Origin of the sequence: Vulgatibacter incomptus (assembly GCF_001263175.1) — a bacterium.
Taxonomy (GTDB): domain Bacteria; phylum Myxococcota; class Myxococcia; order Myxococcales; family Vulgatibacteraceae; genus Vulgatibacter; species Vulgatibacter incomptus.
In genome coordinates, this window is record NZ_CP012332.1 from 3,767,549 (window position 1) to 3,783,602 (window position 16,054).

At 67.9% G+C, this 16,054-nt stretch carries 15 protein-coding genes and 2 pseudogenes; 8 read left to right on the plus strand and 9 right to left on the minus strand.

The genetic code is table 11. From position 1 onward, the window contains the following. Nucleotides 1-150 precede the first annotated feature (150 nt). The 4 genes from gyrB to dnaA form a co-directional block, all read right to left on the minus strand. Nucleotides 151-2,604, minus strand: coding sequence for a DNA topoisomerase (ATP-hydrolyzing) subunit B (gyrB, locus tag AKJ08_RS15835; RefSeq protein WP_082343442.1), 2,454 nt, complete (start codon nt 2,602-2,604; stop codon nt 151-153). A 166-nt stretch (nt 2,605-2,770) separates the two neighbouring features. Next, on the minus strand, nt 2,771-3,883 hold the full coding sequence (gene recF / locus AKJ08_RS15840; RefSeq protein WP_050726954.1) for a DNA replication/repair protein RecF: 1,113 nt from the start codon (nt 3,881-3,883) through the stop codon (nt 2,771-2,773). A 16-nt stretch (nt 3,884-3,899) separates the two neighbouring features. Then, nucleotides 3,900-5,009, minus strand: coding sequence for a DNA polymerase III subunit beta (gene dnaN, locus AKJ08_RS15845; RefSeq protein ID WP_050726955.1), 1,110 nt, complete (start codon nt 5,007-5,009; stop codon nt 3,900-3,902). Between the two features lie 586 nt (nt 5,010-5,595). Then, on the minus strand, nt 5,596-7,026 hold the full coding sequence (dnaA, locus tag AKJ08_RS15850; RefSeq protein ID WP_050726956.1) for a chromosomal replication initiator protein DnaA: 1,431 nt from the start codon (nt 7,024-7,026) through the stop codon (nt 5,596-5,598). Nucleotides 7,027-7,469: 443 nt separating this feature from the next. Between dnaA and rpmH the strand changes: the two genes are divergently transcribed. The 8 genes from rpmH (at nt 7,470) to fghA (ending at nt 13,319) form a co-directional block, all read left to right on the plus strand. After that, on the plus strand, nt 7,470-7,619 hold the full coding sequence (rpmH, locus tag AKJ08_RS15855; RefSeq protein ID WP_050726957.1) for a 50S ribosomal protein L34: 150 nt from the start codon (nt 7,470-7,472) through the stop codon (nt 7,617-7,619). A 19-nt stretch (nt 7,620-7,638) separates the two neighbouring features. Further along, the gene (rnpA, locus tag AKJ08_RS15860) at nt 7,639-8,046 is read left to right on the plus strand and encodes a ribonuclease P protein component (RefSeq protein ID WP_050726958.1); all 408 of its coding nucleotides are present in this window, start codon (nt 7,639-7,641) and stop codon (nt 8,044-8,046) included. Continuing rightward, entirely contained in the window at nt 8,043-8,297 is a 255-nt protein-coding gene (yidD, locus tag AKJ08_RS15865) for a membrane protein insertion efficiency factor YidD (RefSeq protein WP_050726959.1), read from the plus strand. The genes rnpA and yidD overlap by 4 nt, the downstream gene beginning before the upstream one ends. A gap of 34 nt (nt 8,298-8,331) precedes the next feature. Further along, nucleotides 8,332-10,107, plus strand: a complete 1,776-nt coding sequence (yidC, locus tag AKJ08_RS15870) for a membrane protein insertase YidC (RefSeq protein WP_050726960.1) — start codon at nt 8,332-8,334, stop codon at nt 10,105-10,107. Nucleotides 10,108-10,120: 13 nt separating this feature from the next. Further along, on the plus strand, nt 10,121-10,780 hold the full coding sequence (locus AKJ08_RS15875; protein WP_050726961.1) for a Jag family protein: 660 nt from the start codon (nt 10,121-10,123) through the stop codon (nt 10,778-10,780). A gap of 138 nt (nt 10,781-10,918) precedes the next feature. Next, nucleotides 10,919-11,125: a hypothetical protein gene (locus tag AKJ08_RS15880; protein ID WP_050726962.1), complete on the plus strand. Its 207-nt coding sequence runs from the start codon at nt 10,919-10,921 to the stop codon at nt 11,123-11,125. A 155-nt stretch (nt 11,126-11,280) separates the two neighbouring features. After that, nucleotides 11,281-12,399, plus strand: a complete 1,119-nt coding sequence (locus AKJ08_RS15885; RefSeq protein ID WP_050726963.1) for an S-(hydroxymethyl)glutathione dehydrogenase/class III alcohol dehydrogenase — start codon at nt 11,281-11,283, stop codon at nt 12,397-12,399. Nucleotides 12,400-12,467: 68 nt separating this feature from the next. After that, nucleotides 12,468-13,319: an S-formylglutathione hydrolase gene (fghA, locus tag AKJ08_RS15890; protein ID WP_050726964.1), complete on the plus strand. Its 852-nt coding sequence runs from the start codon at nt 12,468-12,470 to the stop codon at nt 13,317-13,319. Between the two features lie 96 nt (nt 13,320-13,415). On the opposite strand, the gene arsC is transcribed toward fghA, so the two are convergent. From arsC to AKJ08_RS21005, 5 genes and pseudogenes are all read right to left on the minus strand, one after another. Then, on the minus strand, nt 13,416-13,757 hold the full coding sequence (gene arsC / locus AKJ08_RS15895; RefSeq protein ID WP_240475376.1) for an arsenate reductase (glutaredoxin): 342 nt from the start codon (nt 13,755-13,757) through the stop codon (nt 13,416-13,418). Nucleotides 13,758-13,850: 93 nt separating this feature from the next. Then, nucleotides 13,851-14,396: a hypothetical protein gene (locus tag AKJ08_RS20520; protein ID WP_240475377.1), complete on the minus strand. Its 546-nt coding sequence runs from the start codon at nt 14,394-14,396 to the stop codon at nt 13,851-13,853. Between the two features lie 180 nt (nt 14,397-14,576). After that, nucleotides 14,577-15,164: pseudogene (locus tag AKJ08_RS20995) on the minus strand (transposase); the annotation flags it as partial. Nucleotides 15,165-15,222: 58 nt separating this feature from the next. Further along, complete coding sequence (locus AKJ08_RS21000) at nt 15,223-15,777, minus strand: IS5 family transposase (RefSeq protein WP_082343265.1); 555 nt, start codon at nt 15,775-15,777, stop codon at nt 15,223-15,225. Beyond that, a pseudogene (locus tag AKJ08_RS21005) lies at nt 15,777-16,007 on the minus strand (transposase); the annotation flags it as partial. The gene AKJ08_RS21000 and the pseudogene AKJ08_RS21005, both read right to left, overlap by 1 nt. Nucleotides 16,008-16,054 lie beyond the last annotated feature (47 nt).

A 16,054-nucleotide genomic window follows, 5' to 3' on the forward strand; every position in this document is an offset into this window, starting at 1 on the left:
CCGAAAGAGGCGGGTAGCTTGACCTGAGGGCGGTCCTCGGCGCAACCCCCAACCGCTCCCTTCCCCGGTCTTTCGAACGATCGATCGCGGAGGAGGAGGCGCCGGAGGCCGCACATTCGCGGCCCCCGGATGGTGCGCGCCCCAGAGCCGTCAGACGTCCAGGTTCTGGACCTCGAGGGCGTTGCGCTCGATGAACTCGCGCCGGGGCTCCACGGCGTCGCCCATGAGCACGGTGAAGATCTGATCGGCCTCGACGGCGTCCTCCACGCGCACCTGGAGCAGCGTGCGGGTGGCGGGGTTCATCGTGGTCTCCCAGAGCTGCTCGGGGTTCATCTCGCCCAGACCCTTGTAGCGCTGGATCGTCTGGCCCTTCGAGGCCTCCTTGCTGATCCGCGCCACGAGCTGCTGCACGGTGTCGACCTCGGTCTCGATCCCGTCCAGGCTCATCCGGTAGGGCGCCGGGCCCAGCGCCGCGAACGCCCCTGCCCTGCGCCGCAGCTCGGTGAACTCGGCGGCGGCGAGGAAGTTGTAGTCGAGGATCGTCTCACGGTAGGTGCCGAGGGAGTGGCTTCGGATCGAGATCCGCTTGCAGCCGTGCTCCTCGTCTTCCGAGACGAGCACCTTGAGCGGCAGCGCGTCGGGGTGGCAGTTCTCGAGCCAGGTCTGCACCTTGGCGAGCTCCTCCTCGATCTGCTCCCGGCTGGTCAGGGTCGAGAGCTCGAAATTCGAAGCCTGCACGAGCGCGTCGACGATCCGGCCGTCGCGGCGCCGATCGATCTTGGAGAGGAGCGACTCGTACTCGTAGACGGCCCGGGCCAGATCCTTGAGCGCCGTCCCGGTGAGCTCACCGGTGGGCGTGTGGATCCGCGTATAGGCCACGCCGATGTTGAGCAGGTACTCGTCGAGGGCTCGCTGGTCCTTGAGGTACGTCTCCTTCTTGCCCTTGGCGATGCGGAAGAGCGGCGGCTGCGCGATGTAGAGGTACCCGCGCTCGATCAGCTCCGGCATCTGCCGATAGAAGAAGGTCAGGAGCAGCGTCCGGATGTGGGAGCCGTCGACGTCGGCGTCCGTCATCAGGATGATGCTGTGGTAGCGCGCCTTGTCGGGGTTGTACTCCTCCCGGCCGATGCCCGTGCCGAGGGCCGTGATGATCACGCCGATCTCGGCAGAGGAGAGCATCTTGTCGAAGCGCGCCTTTTCGACGTTCAGGATCTTGCCGCGCAAGGGGAGGATCGCCTGGGTGCGACGATCGCGGCCCTGCTTGGCGGAGCCACCTGCCGAGTCACCCTCGACGATGTAGACCTCGCTCTTGGCGGGATCGCGCTCCTGGCAGTCGGCGAGCTTTCCGGGCAGCGCCGCCGAGTCGAGGGCGCCCTTGCGGCGCACGGTCTCGCGGGCCTTGCGGGCTGCGAGCCGGGCGCGCGCGGCGTCGCCCACCTTGGCGGCGATGCGCTTGGCGACGTTGGGGTTCTCCTCGAGGAACTGGCCGAGCTTGTCGTTGACCACGCCCTCGACGACGCCCTTGATCTCCGGGTTGATCAGCTTGCCCTTGGTCTGCGAGTCGAACTGCGGGTTGGGCAGCTTGACGCTGATCACCGCGGTGAGGCCCTCACGGGCGTCCTCGCCGCTCGGGCTCTCCTTCAGATCCTTCCAGAGGTTGTTCTTCTGGGCGTAGGAGTTGATCGTCCGGGTGAGCGCGGCGCGCAGCCCGACCAGGTGCGATCCACCGTCGCGGTTGTTGATGTTGTTCGCGAAGCAGAAGATCAGATCGTCGTAGGTGTCGTTGTACTGGAGCGCGATCTCGACGATGGCGCGGCGGCCGTCGTTCTCGACCTCGCTGATGATGCGGACCGGCTTGTCGAAGAGCACGCTCTTGTTGCGGTTCAGGTGCTCCACGAACGACGAGATCCCGCCCTCGTAGTGGAAGTCGTGGCTCTTGCCGCTGCGCTCGTCCGTGAGGAGGATCTGCAGGCCCGCGTTCAGGAAGGCGAGCTCCCGGAGGCGCTGGGTCAGGGTGTCGAAGTTGTACTCCCGGTTTCCGAAGATCTCCTGATCCGGCTTGAAGCGGATCTTGGTCCCGGTCCGCTTCGCCTCGCCGATCACATCCAGGCCGGAGGTGGGCACACCTCGGGCGTAGGTCTGGTGATGGACCTTGCCGCCCCGGGCGATCTCGAGGTCCAGGTACTCGGCGAGCGCGTTCACGCAGGAGACGCCCACGCCGTGGAGGCCGCCGGACATCTTGTACGACTGGTTGTCGAACTTGCCGCCGGCGTGGAGCACCGTGAGCACCACCTCGGGCGTCGGGCGCCCCTCGGTGGGATGGATGTCGGTGGGGATGCCGCGGCCGTTGTCCGAGACGCTGATCGAGTTGTCGACGTGGACCGTGACCTCGATCCGGTTGCAGTGCCCGGCGAGGGCCTCGTCGACCGAGTTGTCGACCACCTCCCACACGAGGTGGTGCATGCCGGTTTCGTCGGGGGGACCGATGTACATGCCGGGCCGCTTGCGCACCGCCTCGAGCCCCTCGAGCACGGTGATGGATGCTGCGGAGTATTCGTCCGGACTGGGTGCAGCCGCGGGCGCGGCTCCTTCAAGCGCAGCCACAGCGATTTCCTTGGTTCCGTCGGCCAATCGAGCCCTCGATCTCTAGGATTTTGCGTGGATTCCCGCAAAAAGGATCGCCTCGGAGGGCGACCCGCTTTCATACCATGCGAAAAGCGGGCTCCACAAGCTTCGATTCAACCCCGAAGATCCCGATTTTCTTCCGTTTTCAGCTCGCTCGGTCGAGGGGCGCGAAGGTGCCTTCGCGAACGGCGTAGAAACGCGCGTCGGGGCCCGCCGCACCGCCCAGGAGCTCCGGATCGGTGGTGGTCAAAAGCACCTGTCCGTCGAGGGAGGCGAGGTAGGAGCAGAGCTGCTCGTTGCGCTCCCGATCGAGCTCGGAGGAGACGTCGTCGAGAAGTAGCAGGGGCTGATAGCCCAGGCTCTCGCGCAGGTTCTCGATCTCGCCGATCTTCAGGGCGAGGACGAGGGCGCGCTGCTGGCCCTGGGAGGCATAGGCCCTCGCCGGACGGCCGGCCAGCTTGATCCCCAGGGTGTCGGCGTGGGGGCCGACGCTGGTGTAGCCCCGCTCCCGATCGCGGGGGAGGCGGGTCGAGAGCTCCTCCAGGAGCCGGGCCGCGATCTCCTCCTCCCCCACCCCGCCCTCGGCGACCTTCGGCGCGTAGCGCAGGGCCCCCTCGAGCTGGCCACGGCTCAGGCCCGCGAGCACCGTCTCGAAACGCGGCGCGAGCTCGTCGACGAGGCGGAGCCTGCGGGCCACCAGGCGGGCGCCCTGGCGCGCGAGGGGGGCGTCGAAGGCCTCCACCAGCTCGAGCCTCGCGCCTTCGCGCAGGAGACGATTTCGGGACTTCAGGGCGCGGGCGTAGTCGCGGCTCTCGCCGAGGTAGCCGGGGAAGCGGTTGAAGACCGCGCGATCGAGGAAGCGTCGGCGCAGCTCCGGCCCGCCTTTCACCAGGGCGAGGTCGTCCGGCGTGAAGGCCACCACCGAGACGCCGCCGAAGTAGTCCTCGAGCTCCCGGACCTTCTTGCCGTCGACGAAGGCCTGGCGGCTGCCGTCTGCGACCTCGACCCCGAAGACGCGAGTCGTCGCGCCGAGCTCGAAGCTGCCCTCCACCTTGCAGCCCTTCGCGCCGAAGCGCGGGAGCTCCGAGAGCCGGCTCGTCCGCAGGGGCTTCAGGGTGGCGAGGAAGTAGACCGCCTCGAGGAGGTTGGTCTTTCCCTGGCCGTTGGGGCCGACGACTACCGTGGCCCGGGGCCCGAGGTCGACCCGCGCCGCCTCGATGTTGCGGAAGTCCCGCAGACGGAGATCGAGGAGGCGCAACGGTCCGGACCCCGCGTCAGATCCGGACCGGCATCACCACCGCGGTGTACGTCTTGTCGCCTGCCGGATGGATCACGCCGGGCGAGAGATCGTCGGTGAGCTCGAGGGCCACATCCTCGTCGGGCAGCGCCGTGAGGACGTCGATCAGGTAGCGGGCGTTGAAGCCGATCTGGAGGTTCGCGCCGGTGCCGTCGATCGCGAGCTCCTCGTGGGCCTCGCCGAGGTCCGGGTTCTGGCTCGACACGCGCAGCACCGCTTCGCCCACCTCGAGCTTCACGGTGCGGACCTGATCCTGCGAGAGGAGCGAGACCCGCTTCAGCGTCTCGAGGAAGCGCACCCGGTTCACCTGGACCGTCCGGGCGCTCTCCTTCGGGATCACCTGGGCGTACTCGGGGAACTGGCCGTTCACGAGCTGCATGATCATCGAGAGACCGGGGCGACGGAGCATCGCGGCGTTGCCGGCGAAGCCGAGCTCCACCTCTTCGGTGCCGGCCTCCGCGAGCAGCCTCTTGAGCTCGTGCATGCCCTTGCGAGGCACGATCACGCCGCGGGCCAACCCGAAGTCGCCCTCGACCGGCCTCTCGACCAGGGAGAGGCGGTGGCCGTCCGTGGCGACCATGCGGGCGCCGCCGCCGTTGGCCACCGGCTCGAAGAAGACGCCGTTCAGGTTGAAACGGGTGTCGTCGGTGGAGATCGCGAAGGAGGTCCGCTCGATCATCTCCAGGAGCTGGCGGGCCCGCACGGTGACGAAGGGCACCTTGGTCTGGAGCGGGAGGTCGGGGAAGTCGTCGGCCGGGCTCCCCACGATCCGGAAGTGCGAGGCGCCGCAGCGAATCTCCAGATAGTGGTTCTGGCCCTGCTTGAGGACCACCATCGGCTCCGGGAGCATCTTCGCGATGTCATAGAGGTGGCGGGCCGAGACGGTGGTCCGTCCCTCCTTGAGCACCTCGGCGCGGTGCTCGCTGACCACGCCGACCTCCATGTCGAAGGCCGTGACCTTGAGCGAGCCGGAGGCCGCCTCGAGGAGCACGTTCGAGAGGATCGGCATCGCCGCCTTCTTCTCGACGATTCCCTGGGCCCGGTAGAGCGCCTTCGTCAGCTCCTCAACCGCGATCTGCAGCTCCATCGGTTCTCCTCCTCCGTCAACGCCCGAATAAGGCTCAATAGAGATCAGAAAGGGATCAAGATCGTAGCAGATCGTAGGGGTTGTGAACTTGTGAACAATCCGCGACTCCAGCGGAATCGCTTCGAGTTTTTCCCACGTCCCCTTGGGAGCGCCTGCGGATCTCCACGGCGCGGCCTGTGTAGCATCGGGCTTCGAGGACTGTCAACGCGGGGATCCCGCAATGGATCCTCTGCGATCCACAGGCTGATCCGAGCGAAGATCCACAAGTTTTCCAGAGATCGGTCCAGGCATCGGTAGAGGGGGATCCGTTCACGAAAGGTAGCTGTGGATTGATCTTCGGGTAATAGGCAAACGAAGGCCCCGGCCCTGAGATATCCACAGGCCTTTCGCAGCGCGGATCGGACGCCGGCGCGAGGGGAGCTCGTGCGCTCCTCATCAGAAATTTCAGTGATTTCGATAGCTTGCTGGACAGAGCCGGGCAGCTGCGCCCAGGCGCAGCCCGGCCCGTCGACAGAGTTATCGACAGGCTGTGGAAATCGTGTGGAGATTTTGGGCTTGCGCGGCAGGAGGCGCTGCCGCGGGCAGGCTAGGCACCGGTGATCTGGCGCTCGAGCTCCTCCAACTCCCGGGCGAAGGGCGAGCCCTCCACCCGCTTCTCGGCGACCCGCTCCACCGCGGCCATGACCGTCGTGTGGTGCTTGTTGCCGAAGGCGCCGCCGATGGTCGGGAACGAGTCGCCGATCAGCTTGCGGCAGAAGTACATGGCGACCGAACGCGCGTTGGCGATGGGCCGGAGCCTCTTCTCGCCCCGCAGGTCGTCGGTGGTCAGGCCGTAGTAGCGGGCGACCACCTTCTGCACGTGATCGCTGGAGAGGGCCTGCCGCTGCGGCAGGAGGTCGCGGAGGATCTCCTGGGCGTAGGCGGGCGAGAGCGGCCGCCCCGTGAGGTTTGCGTGGGCCGCGAGGCGGGTCAGCGCGCCCTCGAGGTCGCGGACGCTCCGCGAGATCTTCGAGGCGACGAACTGCGCCACGTCGTCCGGGAGGTTGACCCTCTCGAACTCCGCCTTCCGCTTGATGATCGCGATCCGGACCTCGAAGGGAGGCTCGTAGACGTCGGCGGTCAGGCCCGACGTGAAGCGGGTGCGCAGCCGGGACTCGATGTTCGGCAGCTCGTTCGGGTTGATGTCCGACGTGAGGATGATCGCCTTGCCGGCGTCGTGCAGGTCGTTGAACGTATGGAAGAACTCGTTCTGCGTCTCCTGCGCCTTCTTGAGGACCTGGATGTCGTCCATCATCAGGACGTCCACGCCCTGCCGGAACCGGCGGCGGAACTCCTCCATCTGGCCCTTCTTCACGAGGGTGACGAACTCGTTCAAGAAGTGCTCGGCCGAGATGTAGACCACGCGCATCTTCGGATCGCGCTCGAGGATCCGGTTGCCGATCGCGTGGAGCAGGTGGGTCTTGCCGAGGCCGGTGCCGCCGTAGATGAAGAGCGGGTTGTACTGCTTGCCCGGGTTCTCGGCGACCGCCGCCGCAGCAGCAGCCGCGAGCTGGTTCGACGGCCCGACGACGAAGTTCTCGAAGGTGAAGCGCTCGGAGAGCTTGGGCCGCGGGCGGGCGACCTCGATCTCGCCGATCACCACCTCGTCGCTCTGCCGGACGGGTTCTCTCGCGACGGGCTGGGCGCCGGCCTTCCGCGCCTCGTCGATCACGAACTCGATCTCGAGCGGCTCACCCGCCGCGGAGTGGACCGCCTTGCGGACCAGGTCGACGTAGTGGGTCACGATCCAGTCGCGAACGAAGAGGCTGGGCACGCCGAGCGTGAGGGTCCTCTCGTCCCTCGAGACCTCGGTGATCTGCGAGATCCAGTTCTCGTAGAGGTAGTCGGTCGTCGAGTGCCGCAGCTTCTCGAGCGCTCTCTCCCACACCGATGTTCCCTTGGGTTCCAGCGTCTCGCTCCTCGCGTATGCGGCCACGCCTGGCAGAGTTCCGTCGTCCGGGCTCTCGATTCGATCCATGTGCCGCTTCCCTCCCCCTGGGACGCGGAGCTTCGATCCGCCGCCACCCCGTCCCGAAGGATCCGCACGGGACCACCATCGGTTCGCCCTACCGCTGAGGCGGCGGGAGATCGATTGGCGGTCGTCTGGCGGGCGGGGAGACGGGCAGATGATCGCCCGGTCGTAACGTTGCGTGGCTTGCATAGCGAAAACGGATCGCAGGCGTCAACGGGTTCGCTGGAACCTGCTGAAAGATCGAGGGTTCCGCGATCCGTGCGATCACGAATCCTCCGATCGGATCACGATCTCGGACGATCCGATCGCGCTATGGTGATCGCTCGTGTGGACGGCCGGGGCGTTTTGGTCTTGACAGCAGGCCGCCCCATGAGCTTGATCCCCGCTTTCTTACGCCCACCCGCGCTTCGCATCGGCGCGCGAACCCGGGGCGACAGAGGGAACACGCCGTGAAGCGTACCTACCAGCCGAAGAAGATCCGCCGCAACCGTACCCACGGCTTCCGCAAGCGCAACGCCACCAAGGCGGGTCGCGACGTGCTCAAGCGCCGCCGCGCGAAGGGCCGCAAGCGGCTCACCACCTCTGCGCCCAAGAAGTAGCCGTACCTCCGCCCGGGCCATGCCGGAACCGACCAGCGGCGCGACGGGGGCTTCGTTCCCGAAGGACCAGCGTCTCCTCTCGCGCGGGGACTTCCTCCGCGCGAAGGCGCGTGGCCGCAAGGTCCACACCGAGCATCTCCTAGCGCTCGCGCTTCCCCCTCCGGCATCCGCCAGGGGGCGGCGCGTTGGCCTCACCGTTTCCGGCAAGGTCGGGAACTCGGTGGAGCGCAACCGGGTGAAGCGCTGGCTGCGGCAGATCTTCCGCACCGAGCGCGACGCCCTGCCCGACCGGGTCGATCTCGTCCTGATCGCCAAGCAGGGAGCGCCGGACGCTGACGAGGCCCGGCTCCGCGCCGAGTTCCTCGAGGTGGCCCGGAAGCTTCGTCAGCCCCCCTCGTCGGCCGCCGGCAAGAAGGAGGGCCGATGATCGCCCTCCTGCTGAGCCTCCCGATCCGGGCGTATCGCGCGCTGATCTCCCCCTTCCTCCCAGCGCGCTGCCGTTTCCATCCGAGCTGCTCCGTCTACGCGATCGAGGCCCTTGAGGGCCATGGCGCGCTGAAGGGGCTCTGGCTCATCCTGCGCCGGCTCGGCCGGTGTCATCCCTTCCATCCGGGTGGCCTGGATCCGGTGCCACCGACCGGCAAGGCGCCGCACCGTCTCTCGCGTCGAGCGAGCTGACGCGGCTCCGCGATCCGAGAGAGGTTTCGAAGCAGTGGACAGCAACAAGAGGCTGATCCTCACCGTTGGCATCTCGCTCGCCATCTTCCTGGGCTACCAGTGGACGATGACGACGTTCTTCCCTGCCCCCGCTCCGCATCCGACGGCTTCCACGGAGATCAAGGAAGCGCCCGGCTCGGGCGACGTCGTGCCCGCCCTTCACGAGCGGTCCGCCGACGAGGCGGGGAACGAAGGCGACGCCGTCCCTGCTGGCGATGAGGGGACCGTGGTCGCCGCCGCCCTCCCCCAGCGGGAGGTGACCCTCCGCACGGACGATCTCCTGCTCGGCTTCTCCAGCCACGGCGCGGGCCTGTTCAAGGCCGAGCTCCTGGGCCGGAAGGGCCAGCGACAGGGCGGCACCGACGCGCCCCAGGTGGACCTCGCCGGCGCGCTGCAGCCGAGCGATCCGCTCCTCTTCGAGGCGACCACGGGCGAGGGGCTGCCGGTGCTGGGCAATCGCGCGCCCTGCAGCGTCGCTGGCAGCGACGAGCGCTCCGTCACCTTCCTCTGCGATGCCCCGGGCCTCCAGCTCGAGAAGAAGTTCACCGTCACGGGCGCGCGGACCCTCGACCTCCAGATGGTGCTGCACAACCGCGGCGCCGTGCCCCTCGCCGGCACCCTCGGCCTGCTGATGCCCGCCCGCGTCGATCCGGCCCGCCAGGTGTCCTCCCGCGGCTGCGCCGGCTTCGGCGGCGCTCCCCCGCAGCCCACGCAGAACATCTGCCGCGCCGACGACAAGATCAGCCGTTCCCTGTATCACGCGGATAAACCCTCCGTGACACCCGAGGGCCGCGCGTGGTTCGCCGGCATCGAGGAGCGCTACTTCCTCGCGGTGGCCGTCCCCGATCAGGCCTCTGCCTGCGAGCTCGTCGCCGAGACCCCCGAGTTCCTCACCACCCACCTGAACACCAAGGTCGCCACGATCGCGCCGGGTGCCTCCCAGACGGTGCGCTACCAGCTCGTGATCGGGCCGAAGGACATCGGCCTCCTGCAGGACGCGAGCGCCTCCATCGCCTCGAGCACCGGCCTGCCGAACCCCAAGCTCGACGAGACCGTCGACCTCGGCTTCTGGGCGGTGATCGCCCGGATCCTGCTCTGGCTGCTCCGCGCCGCCCACCACGTGATCGCCAACTGGGGCGTCGCGATCATCCTCCTCACCGTGGCGGTGAAGCTCCTCACCCTTCCCCTCGCGTGGAAGTCGATGAAGTCGATGGAGGAGATGCGGAAGCTCGCGCCCGAGATCGCAAAGCTCAAGGAGAAGTTCGGCAGCGATCGCGAGAAGCTCAACCTCGAGACGATGAAGCTCTACCAGCAGCACAAGGTGAACCCCTTGGGCGGCTGCCTGCCGATGCTGATCCAGATGCCGATCTGGCTCGCGCTCTACGCCACGCTGCAGACCTCGGTGGAGCTCTACAACGAGCCCTTCATCGCCGGCTGGATCTCGGATCTGACCTCGAAGGATCCGTACTACGCGCTGCCGCTGGCGATGGGCGTGACCATGTACATCACCCAGAAGATGCAGCCGATGCAGATGGAGGCGGCGCAGCAGAAGGTGATGCTCTACTTCATGCCGATCTTCTTCACCTTCATCATGCTGCAGCTCCCCGCCGGCCTCACGCTCTACATCTTCACGAACAACCTCCTCTCGATCGGCCAGCAGATGGCGCTGCGCAAGAGCATGGGGATTCCGGCGATCGGTGCGCCGCCCCCTGCCGCATCCTCGGCGACCATCGAGGTCGCGCCCGCGAAGAAGCCGGGAAAGAAGAAGTAGGAGATCTCCGACCATGAGCGATCCGCACCGCCCAGAGGACGAAGCGCGCGACATCGAGGCCGAGAAGGCCTCGCCCCACCCGACCCCGGAGGCCGAGAGCGCCGGGGCCGAAGCCCGCGGCGGCGCGGAGGCGTCGGCGGAGGACGAGGCAGGGATGCCCGAGGGCGGTGGCGAGGGAGAGCCCGGCGTCGGCGGCGCCGCGACCGCGCCGGAGAAGCTCCTTCGGACCAAGGAGGTGATCGAGGGGATCCTCGAGCGCCTCGGCGCCGAGGCCCAGGTCTCGGTGCGGGACACCGCCGAGTCGGTGAACGGCGAGCTCCGCTTCGCCAAAGGGGCCGAGGTCCTCGACCTGGCGCCTCGCGGCCAGATGCTGGAGGTGGTGCAGTACCTCGTGAACCGGATCGTCAACCGCGACGCCGAGGGACGGAAGCGGATCGTCCTGACGCTCGCCGGATCGGTCACCGAGGAGGGGGACGAGGCCATGTCGGCCATGGCCCAGCGCCTTGCTCTTGCGGCCAGGAGAATGGGAAGGAGCCTCACGTTGGTTCCCATCCACGCGCGGGACCGCAAGGCGATCCACGTGGCCCTCGCGCAGGCCGAAGGGATCCAGACCCGAAGCGAAGGCGAGGGCAACCTGCGGCGCCTCGTGGTCGAGCCCAAGGCGTCCAGCTAGTATCCCTTCTCGTCCAAGGCCCCGCCGGGCCCGGTCCGGAGGGGACGAAGCGCCCGGGCGGCCGACGAAAGGAACGAAGACGCCGACGATCGGCGGCTCCCGAAGGGGCGCCGATCGCCGGCGGCGAGGGAGTCGAAGATGGCGACACGCAAGAAGAACCCCCTTTTTGGCGCCGCGGTGCTCAAGCTCTCCTTCCAGCTCCGGGGGGATGACGCTGGGCCCGGCTTCCGCTTCGTGTACGACGGCGTGCTGCGGGATCTCGGCCTCACCGACGAAGAGGTCGTGAGCTACCTGGAAGAGAACCGCCAGGCCGTCGAAGCCGCCGTGCGCGGCAAGGTCGGATAGACCGGGGTTTTCCGGCCCTTTCGGCGACCGCCGCCTCCGGCGACCGGCTTCGGTCTGGGAGCCTGCGCGGATGCCAGGCCGTCCCCCGAGCGGGCGCCCGCATGGCAGCGGGACGGTCCTTACCTTGGCGGATTCACCGGTTCCCGGGGGAGTCCATGGTCAAGTCCCGCGCCGCCGTGGCCTGGGCCGCCAAGCGTCCACTCGAAATCGAAGAGGTGGAGGTCGAGGGCCCCAAGCAGGGCGAGGTCCTGGTCCGAAATGTCGCGACCGGTGTCTGCCACACCGACGCCTACACGCTCTCAGGAGCGGATCCCGAGGGCGCCTTCCCTGCGATCCTCGGCCACGAGGGCGGCGCGATCGTGCAGGAGGTGGGGCCGGGCGTGACCACCGTGAAGCCGGGCGACCACGTGATCCCGCTCTACACACCCGAGTGCGGCACCTGCAAGTTCTGCCTCTCGGGCAAGACGAACCTCTGCCAGAGGATCCGTGCGACCCAAGGCAAGGGCCTGATGCCCGATGGCACGACCCGCTTCCGCGCCAAGGGCCAGCCGGTCCTCCACTACATGGGTACGTCGACCTTCTCCGAGTACTCCGTGCTGCCCGAGATCTCGGTGGCGAAGATCTCGAAGGAGGCGCCGCTGGAGAAGGTCTGCCTCCTCGGCTGCGGCGTCACCACCGGCATCGGCGCCGTGCTCAACACCGCCAAGGTCGAGCCCGGCTCCACCGTGGCAATCTTCGGCCTGGGCGGAATCGGCATCTCCGCGATCATCGGTGCGACCATGGCCAAGGCGTCGCGGATCATCGGGATCGACGTGAACCCCTCGAAGTTCGAGATCGCCCGGCAGCTCGGCGCCACCGAGTGCATCGATCCCCGGGTCTTCGACAACCCGATCCAGGAGGTGATCGTCGAGCTCACGGACGGTGGCGTCGACTACTCCTTCGAGTGCATCGGCAACGTGAACGTCATGCGCGCGGCCCTGGAGTGCTGCCACAAGGGCTGGGGCGAGTCGGTGATCGTCGGCGTCGCAGGCGCGGGCGAAGAGATCTGCACCCGCCCCTTCCAGCTCGTCACCGGAAGGGTCTGGCGCGGCTCCGCCTTCGGCGGCGTGAAGGGCCGCTCGGAGCTTCCCGGTTACGTGGACCGCTACATGAAGGGCGAGATTCCGCTCGATCCCTTCATCACCCACACGATGGGTTTGGACGACATCAACGAGGCGTTCGACCTGATGCACGAGGGCAAGAGCATCCGCTCGGTGATCCATTACGACATGTAGAGGCGCCTGATTCTCCGGGCGATGTGCCCTTCCCTACCCGGTTCGATTCGCGACTCCAGGAGGACTCCATGAGCGAGCGCCCCACCCTGGTCTCCAGCAGCAAGACCTTCGGCGGATCGCAGCTGCGGCTCCGCCACCGATCGCAGGTCCTCCACTGCGAGATGACCTATTCCGTCTTTCTCCCTCCGCAGTCGCTGGCCGGCGCCCGGGTCCCGGCTCTCTATTGGCTCTCCGGTCTCTCCAGCACGGATGAGAACTTCATGCAGAAGGCGGGTGCACAGCGCGTAGCCGCCGAGCTCGGAATCGCCATCGTGGCCTCCGACACCAGCCCGCGCGGTGATGGGGTCCCGAGCGATCCGGGCGGCGGCTGGGATCTCGGCCTCGGCGCTGGATTCTACGTGAACGCCACCCGGGAGCCCTGGGCGCGCAATTACCGGATGTACGACTACGTCGTGGACGAGCTCCCGGCGCTCGTGGAGGAGGAGCACTCCCTCTCCGACAGCCGCGGAATCTCGGGTCATTCGATGGGCGGGCACGGAGCCCTCGTCTGCGCGCTGCGAAACCCCGGCCGTTACCGCTCCCTGTCGGCGTTCTCGCCCATCTCCAATCCGATGCGCTGCCCGTGGGGCGAGAAGGCCTTCAGCCACTACCTCGGCTCCGACCGGAAAGACTGGCACGAGTGGGACGCCTCCGAGCTCCTGTCCGGCGCGTCCGAGAGGCTGCCGATCCTCGTCGATCAGGGCGGCGCCGATCCCTTCCTCGAGACCCAGCTCCACCCGGAGGCGCTCCGCGCTGCAGCCGAGCGGGCCGGCCATCCGCTGACGTTGCGGATGCAGCCCGGCTACGACCACAGCTACTTCTTCATCGCCACCTTCATCGAGGACCACCTCCGGCACCACGCCAAGGCGTTGGTGCGCTGAGCTCCCGACCTACGAGGCGGGATTCTCGTGCGAGCCCCGACGATCGATCGGCAGCTGCGGCAGCGCCTCGGTCGGTTGCGGGCGGCGGCGCGGCGATCAGTCGAGGACCTCGAGCAAGGTCTCCGCGGGCCGGCAGAGCCGGGCTCCCTTCGGCGTCACCACCACGGGCCGCTCCATCAGGATCGGGTGCTCCGCGATGAAGGCGATCAGCTCGGCGTCGCTCCACTTCGGATCATCAACGCCGAGCTCCGCGTAGAGCGACTCCTTCCGGCGGAGGAGCGCGCGAACCGGGATTCCCAGCGCTGCGATCAGCTCCGAGAGCTCCTCCCGGCTCGGTGGCGTCTTCAGGTACTCGATCACCGTCGGCTCGATGCCGCGCTCGCGCAGCAGGGCCAGCGTCTTGCGCGAGGTGCCGCAGTTCGGGTTGTGGAAGATCATCGTCATCCGCCGAGTATGGCCCGGATTCCCGCGATTCGATCGACGGATGCTGGCGGGATCTGGGCCGGATGAGGAGGGTCCCGTCGAGAACCTCTACGGGCTCTTCGTCGGCGGAGCGAGGGAGGAGAAGGCCGCCCAGATCGAGTCCGCGCCGCTGGACTGGACCCCGCCGTGGAACGAGGCGAGGACGCGGCCGGAGGGGTCGAGCGCGAGCACGAAGGGCAGGGGGCTCTCCTCCATCCCGAGCGCTTTGGCCATGGCGCCGTCGCGATCGAGGAGACTGTCGTGCCAGTAGCGCTCGGGGATCCGGTTGCGCGCCTTGCCTTGGGCCGTCTTCAACGAGACGAAGAAGGGCAGGTCGAAGGAGAGGATCGATAGCCGGCGCACGGACTCGGGCATCCGCCGGTCGGCGGTCTCGTACCACGCTTGCATCGCGTCGCCGCCGTGCCGGTCGGTGATCGCCACCACCAGCGTGCCGTGGCCCAGGAAGCTCGCGCTCTGCTGCTTCTGCCCCGTGACGTCGGCGGCCGTGAAGGACGGGAAGGTCTCCCCGGCCCGAGGAAGAGCGGCGGCGGTCCACGCCACCGCCCACGCCAAGGCCCCCAAAGAGAGCAAGGCCGCGACTCGTGTGCCGATCATGCGTGCGCGTCCTCTGCCTGGCGTCTCGCGGCGGGGAGAGCTTGGGGGTGATCCAGCGGTCTGACAAGGGGAGGGCGTTCTCGAGAGTCGACCGCGCCAACGGCGCCCGAAGGTCCTCGCCGCATCTGCGCGTGCGGCGTTGTCGGCCAGGGAGCGCGCGAGGCGGGTCCGCATCAGCCCGGCCGTGCTCAGCGTCTCGAGGACCAGGTGGCCGTGGGTCTGGGCCAGCCGGCTGGATGCACGGTGCACGAAATCTCGACGGACATCGCCGATGCGTTTGTGAAGCTTGGCAAGACACAGCCGCGCACGGTGGCGGTTGCGCGAACCCTTCTTCTTGCGGGTGACGGCTCTGCCGAACCGGCGCAGCTTGGGGAGCGATTGACGAAGCGGGCTAGGAGCGTCAATGCGCTCGAGCTCGCGTCCGGGCGCGTCCGCGAGAACGGCGAAGGTGCGCAGCCCGCGATCGATGCCGACCGGCTCCGCCACCGCGCTGGTTGGATGGCGTGCCGCCGGGTGGAACGAGGCCGCCTCGAGGCACCGTCGCCGCGTGCCTGGTTGCGGATCCGGAACGACTGCCGCGAATCGGAGCGTGTCTTGAACGTCGGAAAGCCCGCCGGCCTGCCCCTGGTCTTTCGACCCGAGGAGAAGGCCGCGAGCGCGCGTCCGAGGTCGACGGCTGCTTCTTCGAACACCTGCTGCAAGACCTCGCCGCGCCACGCGAGCCCCACGCTTCCGTCTTCGTGCACCCCGGCGCCGGCGTGCCGCCACAGCGCCTGCTCCTGCGCGGCGGTCGGCTGGAGGGTGAAGCAGAAGGAGGTGTGGCGGCTCATGCCTCCCACCCCGAAAGCAACACGAGGGACGAAGCCAGCGCCAGAAACGACCCGTACGACGCCGCGGTCTTGTCGTATCGGGTGGCGATCCGCCGGAAGACCTTCAGCCGCCCGAACAGCCTTTCGATGACGTTGCGAGCCCAGTACGTGGCGGCGTCGAGAGGGCGGGCCGCCTTCCGATTCGAGCGTGAAGGGCTCACCGCTGCCATCCCCTGCGCCTCGATTCGCGCCAACAGCGCGTCGCTGTCGTAGGCCTTGTCGCCCACGACGGCTCGCCCAGAGAGACCCCTCAAAAGCTCAATGGCCTGCGTGACGTGGTTCACTTCGCCCCCCGTCAGAACGTGGCGGACCAGCGTTCCTCTCTCGGATTCGATCGCATGGACCTTCGTCATGAGGCCGCCGCGTGAAGGTCCGAAGGCTTCGCGCCCGTTTCGCCCACTTTTCCCCGCGCACCGGCCGCCTGCGGGTGTGCCTTCACGATCGTGCTGTCGATCAGCAACAGCTCCGCGAGTCCGTGATCGGGCGCAAGCGCCTGCCGGAGAGCGTCCCATCGTCCGGCAACGGCCCACCCGCGAAAGCGCTGATTCGCCGTGCTCCAGTTGCCAAAAGCCTTCGGCAGTTCGCGCCAGGGAGCACCGGTTCGCAAAACCCAGGCGACCGCTTCGACGACACGACGGTCGTCTCTGCCGCGAGGCCCACGGCGATTTGCGCCTGACACCAGAGGCGCCAGCCTTGCCCGCTGTTCGTTTGTAAGGGTCCCCCGCTTCATGAGGAACAGCATGACGAGCAGCTGAACGGCTGTCCCGTGGGGCGCTTTGGACAGAACTG

Excerpts from the sequence above, each read along its gene's own strand:
- AKJ08_RS20520 (WP_240475377.1), bottom strand. The coding sequence starts at position 14,396 with ATGATCGGCACACGAGTCGCGGCCTTGCTCTCTTTGGGGGCCTTGGCG.
- dnaA (WP_050726956.1), bottom strand. The coding sequence starts at position 7,026 with ATGGATCGAATCGAGAGCCCGGACGACGGAACTCTGCCAGGCGTGGCC.
- fghA (WP_050726964.1), top strand. The coding sequence starts at position 12,468 with ATGAGCGAGCGCCCCACCCTGGTCTCCAGCAGCAAGACCTTCGGCGGA.
- dnaN (WP_050726955.1), bottom strand. The coding sequence starts at position 5,009 with ATGGAGCTGCAGATCGCGGTTGAGGAGCTGACGAAGGCGCTCTACCGG.
- AKJ08_RS15880 (WP_050726962.1), top strand. The coding sequence starts at position 10,919 with ATGGCGACACGCAAGAAGAACCCCCTTTTTGGCGCCGCGGTGCTCAAG.
- AKJ08_RS15875 (WP_050726961.1), top strand. The coding sequence starts at position 10,121 with ATGAGCGATCCGCACCGCCCAGAGGACGAAGCGCGCGACATCGAGGCC.
- yidD (WP_050726959.1), top strand. The coding sequence starts at position 8,043 with ATGATCGCCCTCCTGCTGAGCCTCCCGATCCGGGCGTATCGCGCGCTG.
- arsC (WP_240475376.1), bottom strand. The coding sequence starts at position 13,757 with ATGATCTTCCACAACCCGAACTGCGGCACCTCGCGCAAGACGCTGGCC.
- AKJ08_RS21000 (WP_082343265.1), bottom strand. The coding sequence starts at position 15,777 with ATGGGACGCTCTCCGGCAGGCGCTTGCGCCCGATCACGGACTCGCGGA.
- rnpA (WP_050726958.1), top strand. The coding sequence starts at position 7,639 with ATGCCGGAACCGACCAGCGGCGCGACGGGGGCTTCGTTCCCGAAGGAC.
- AKJ08_RS15885 (WP_050726963.1), top strand. The coding sequence starts at position 11,281 with ATGGTCAAGTCCCGCGCCGCCGTGGCCTGGGCCGCCAAGCGTCCACTC.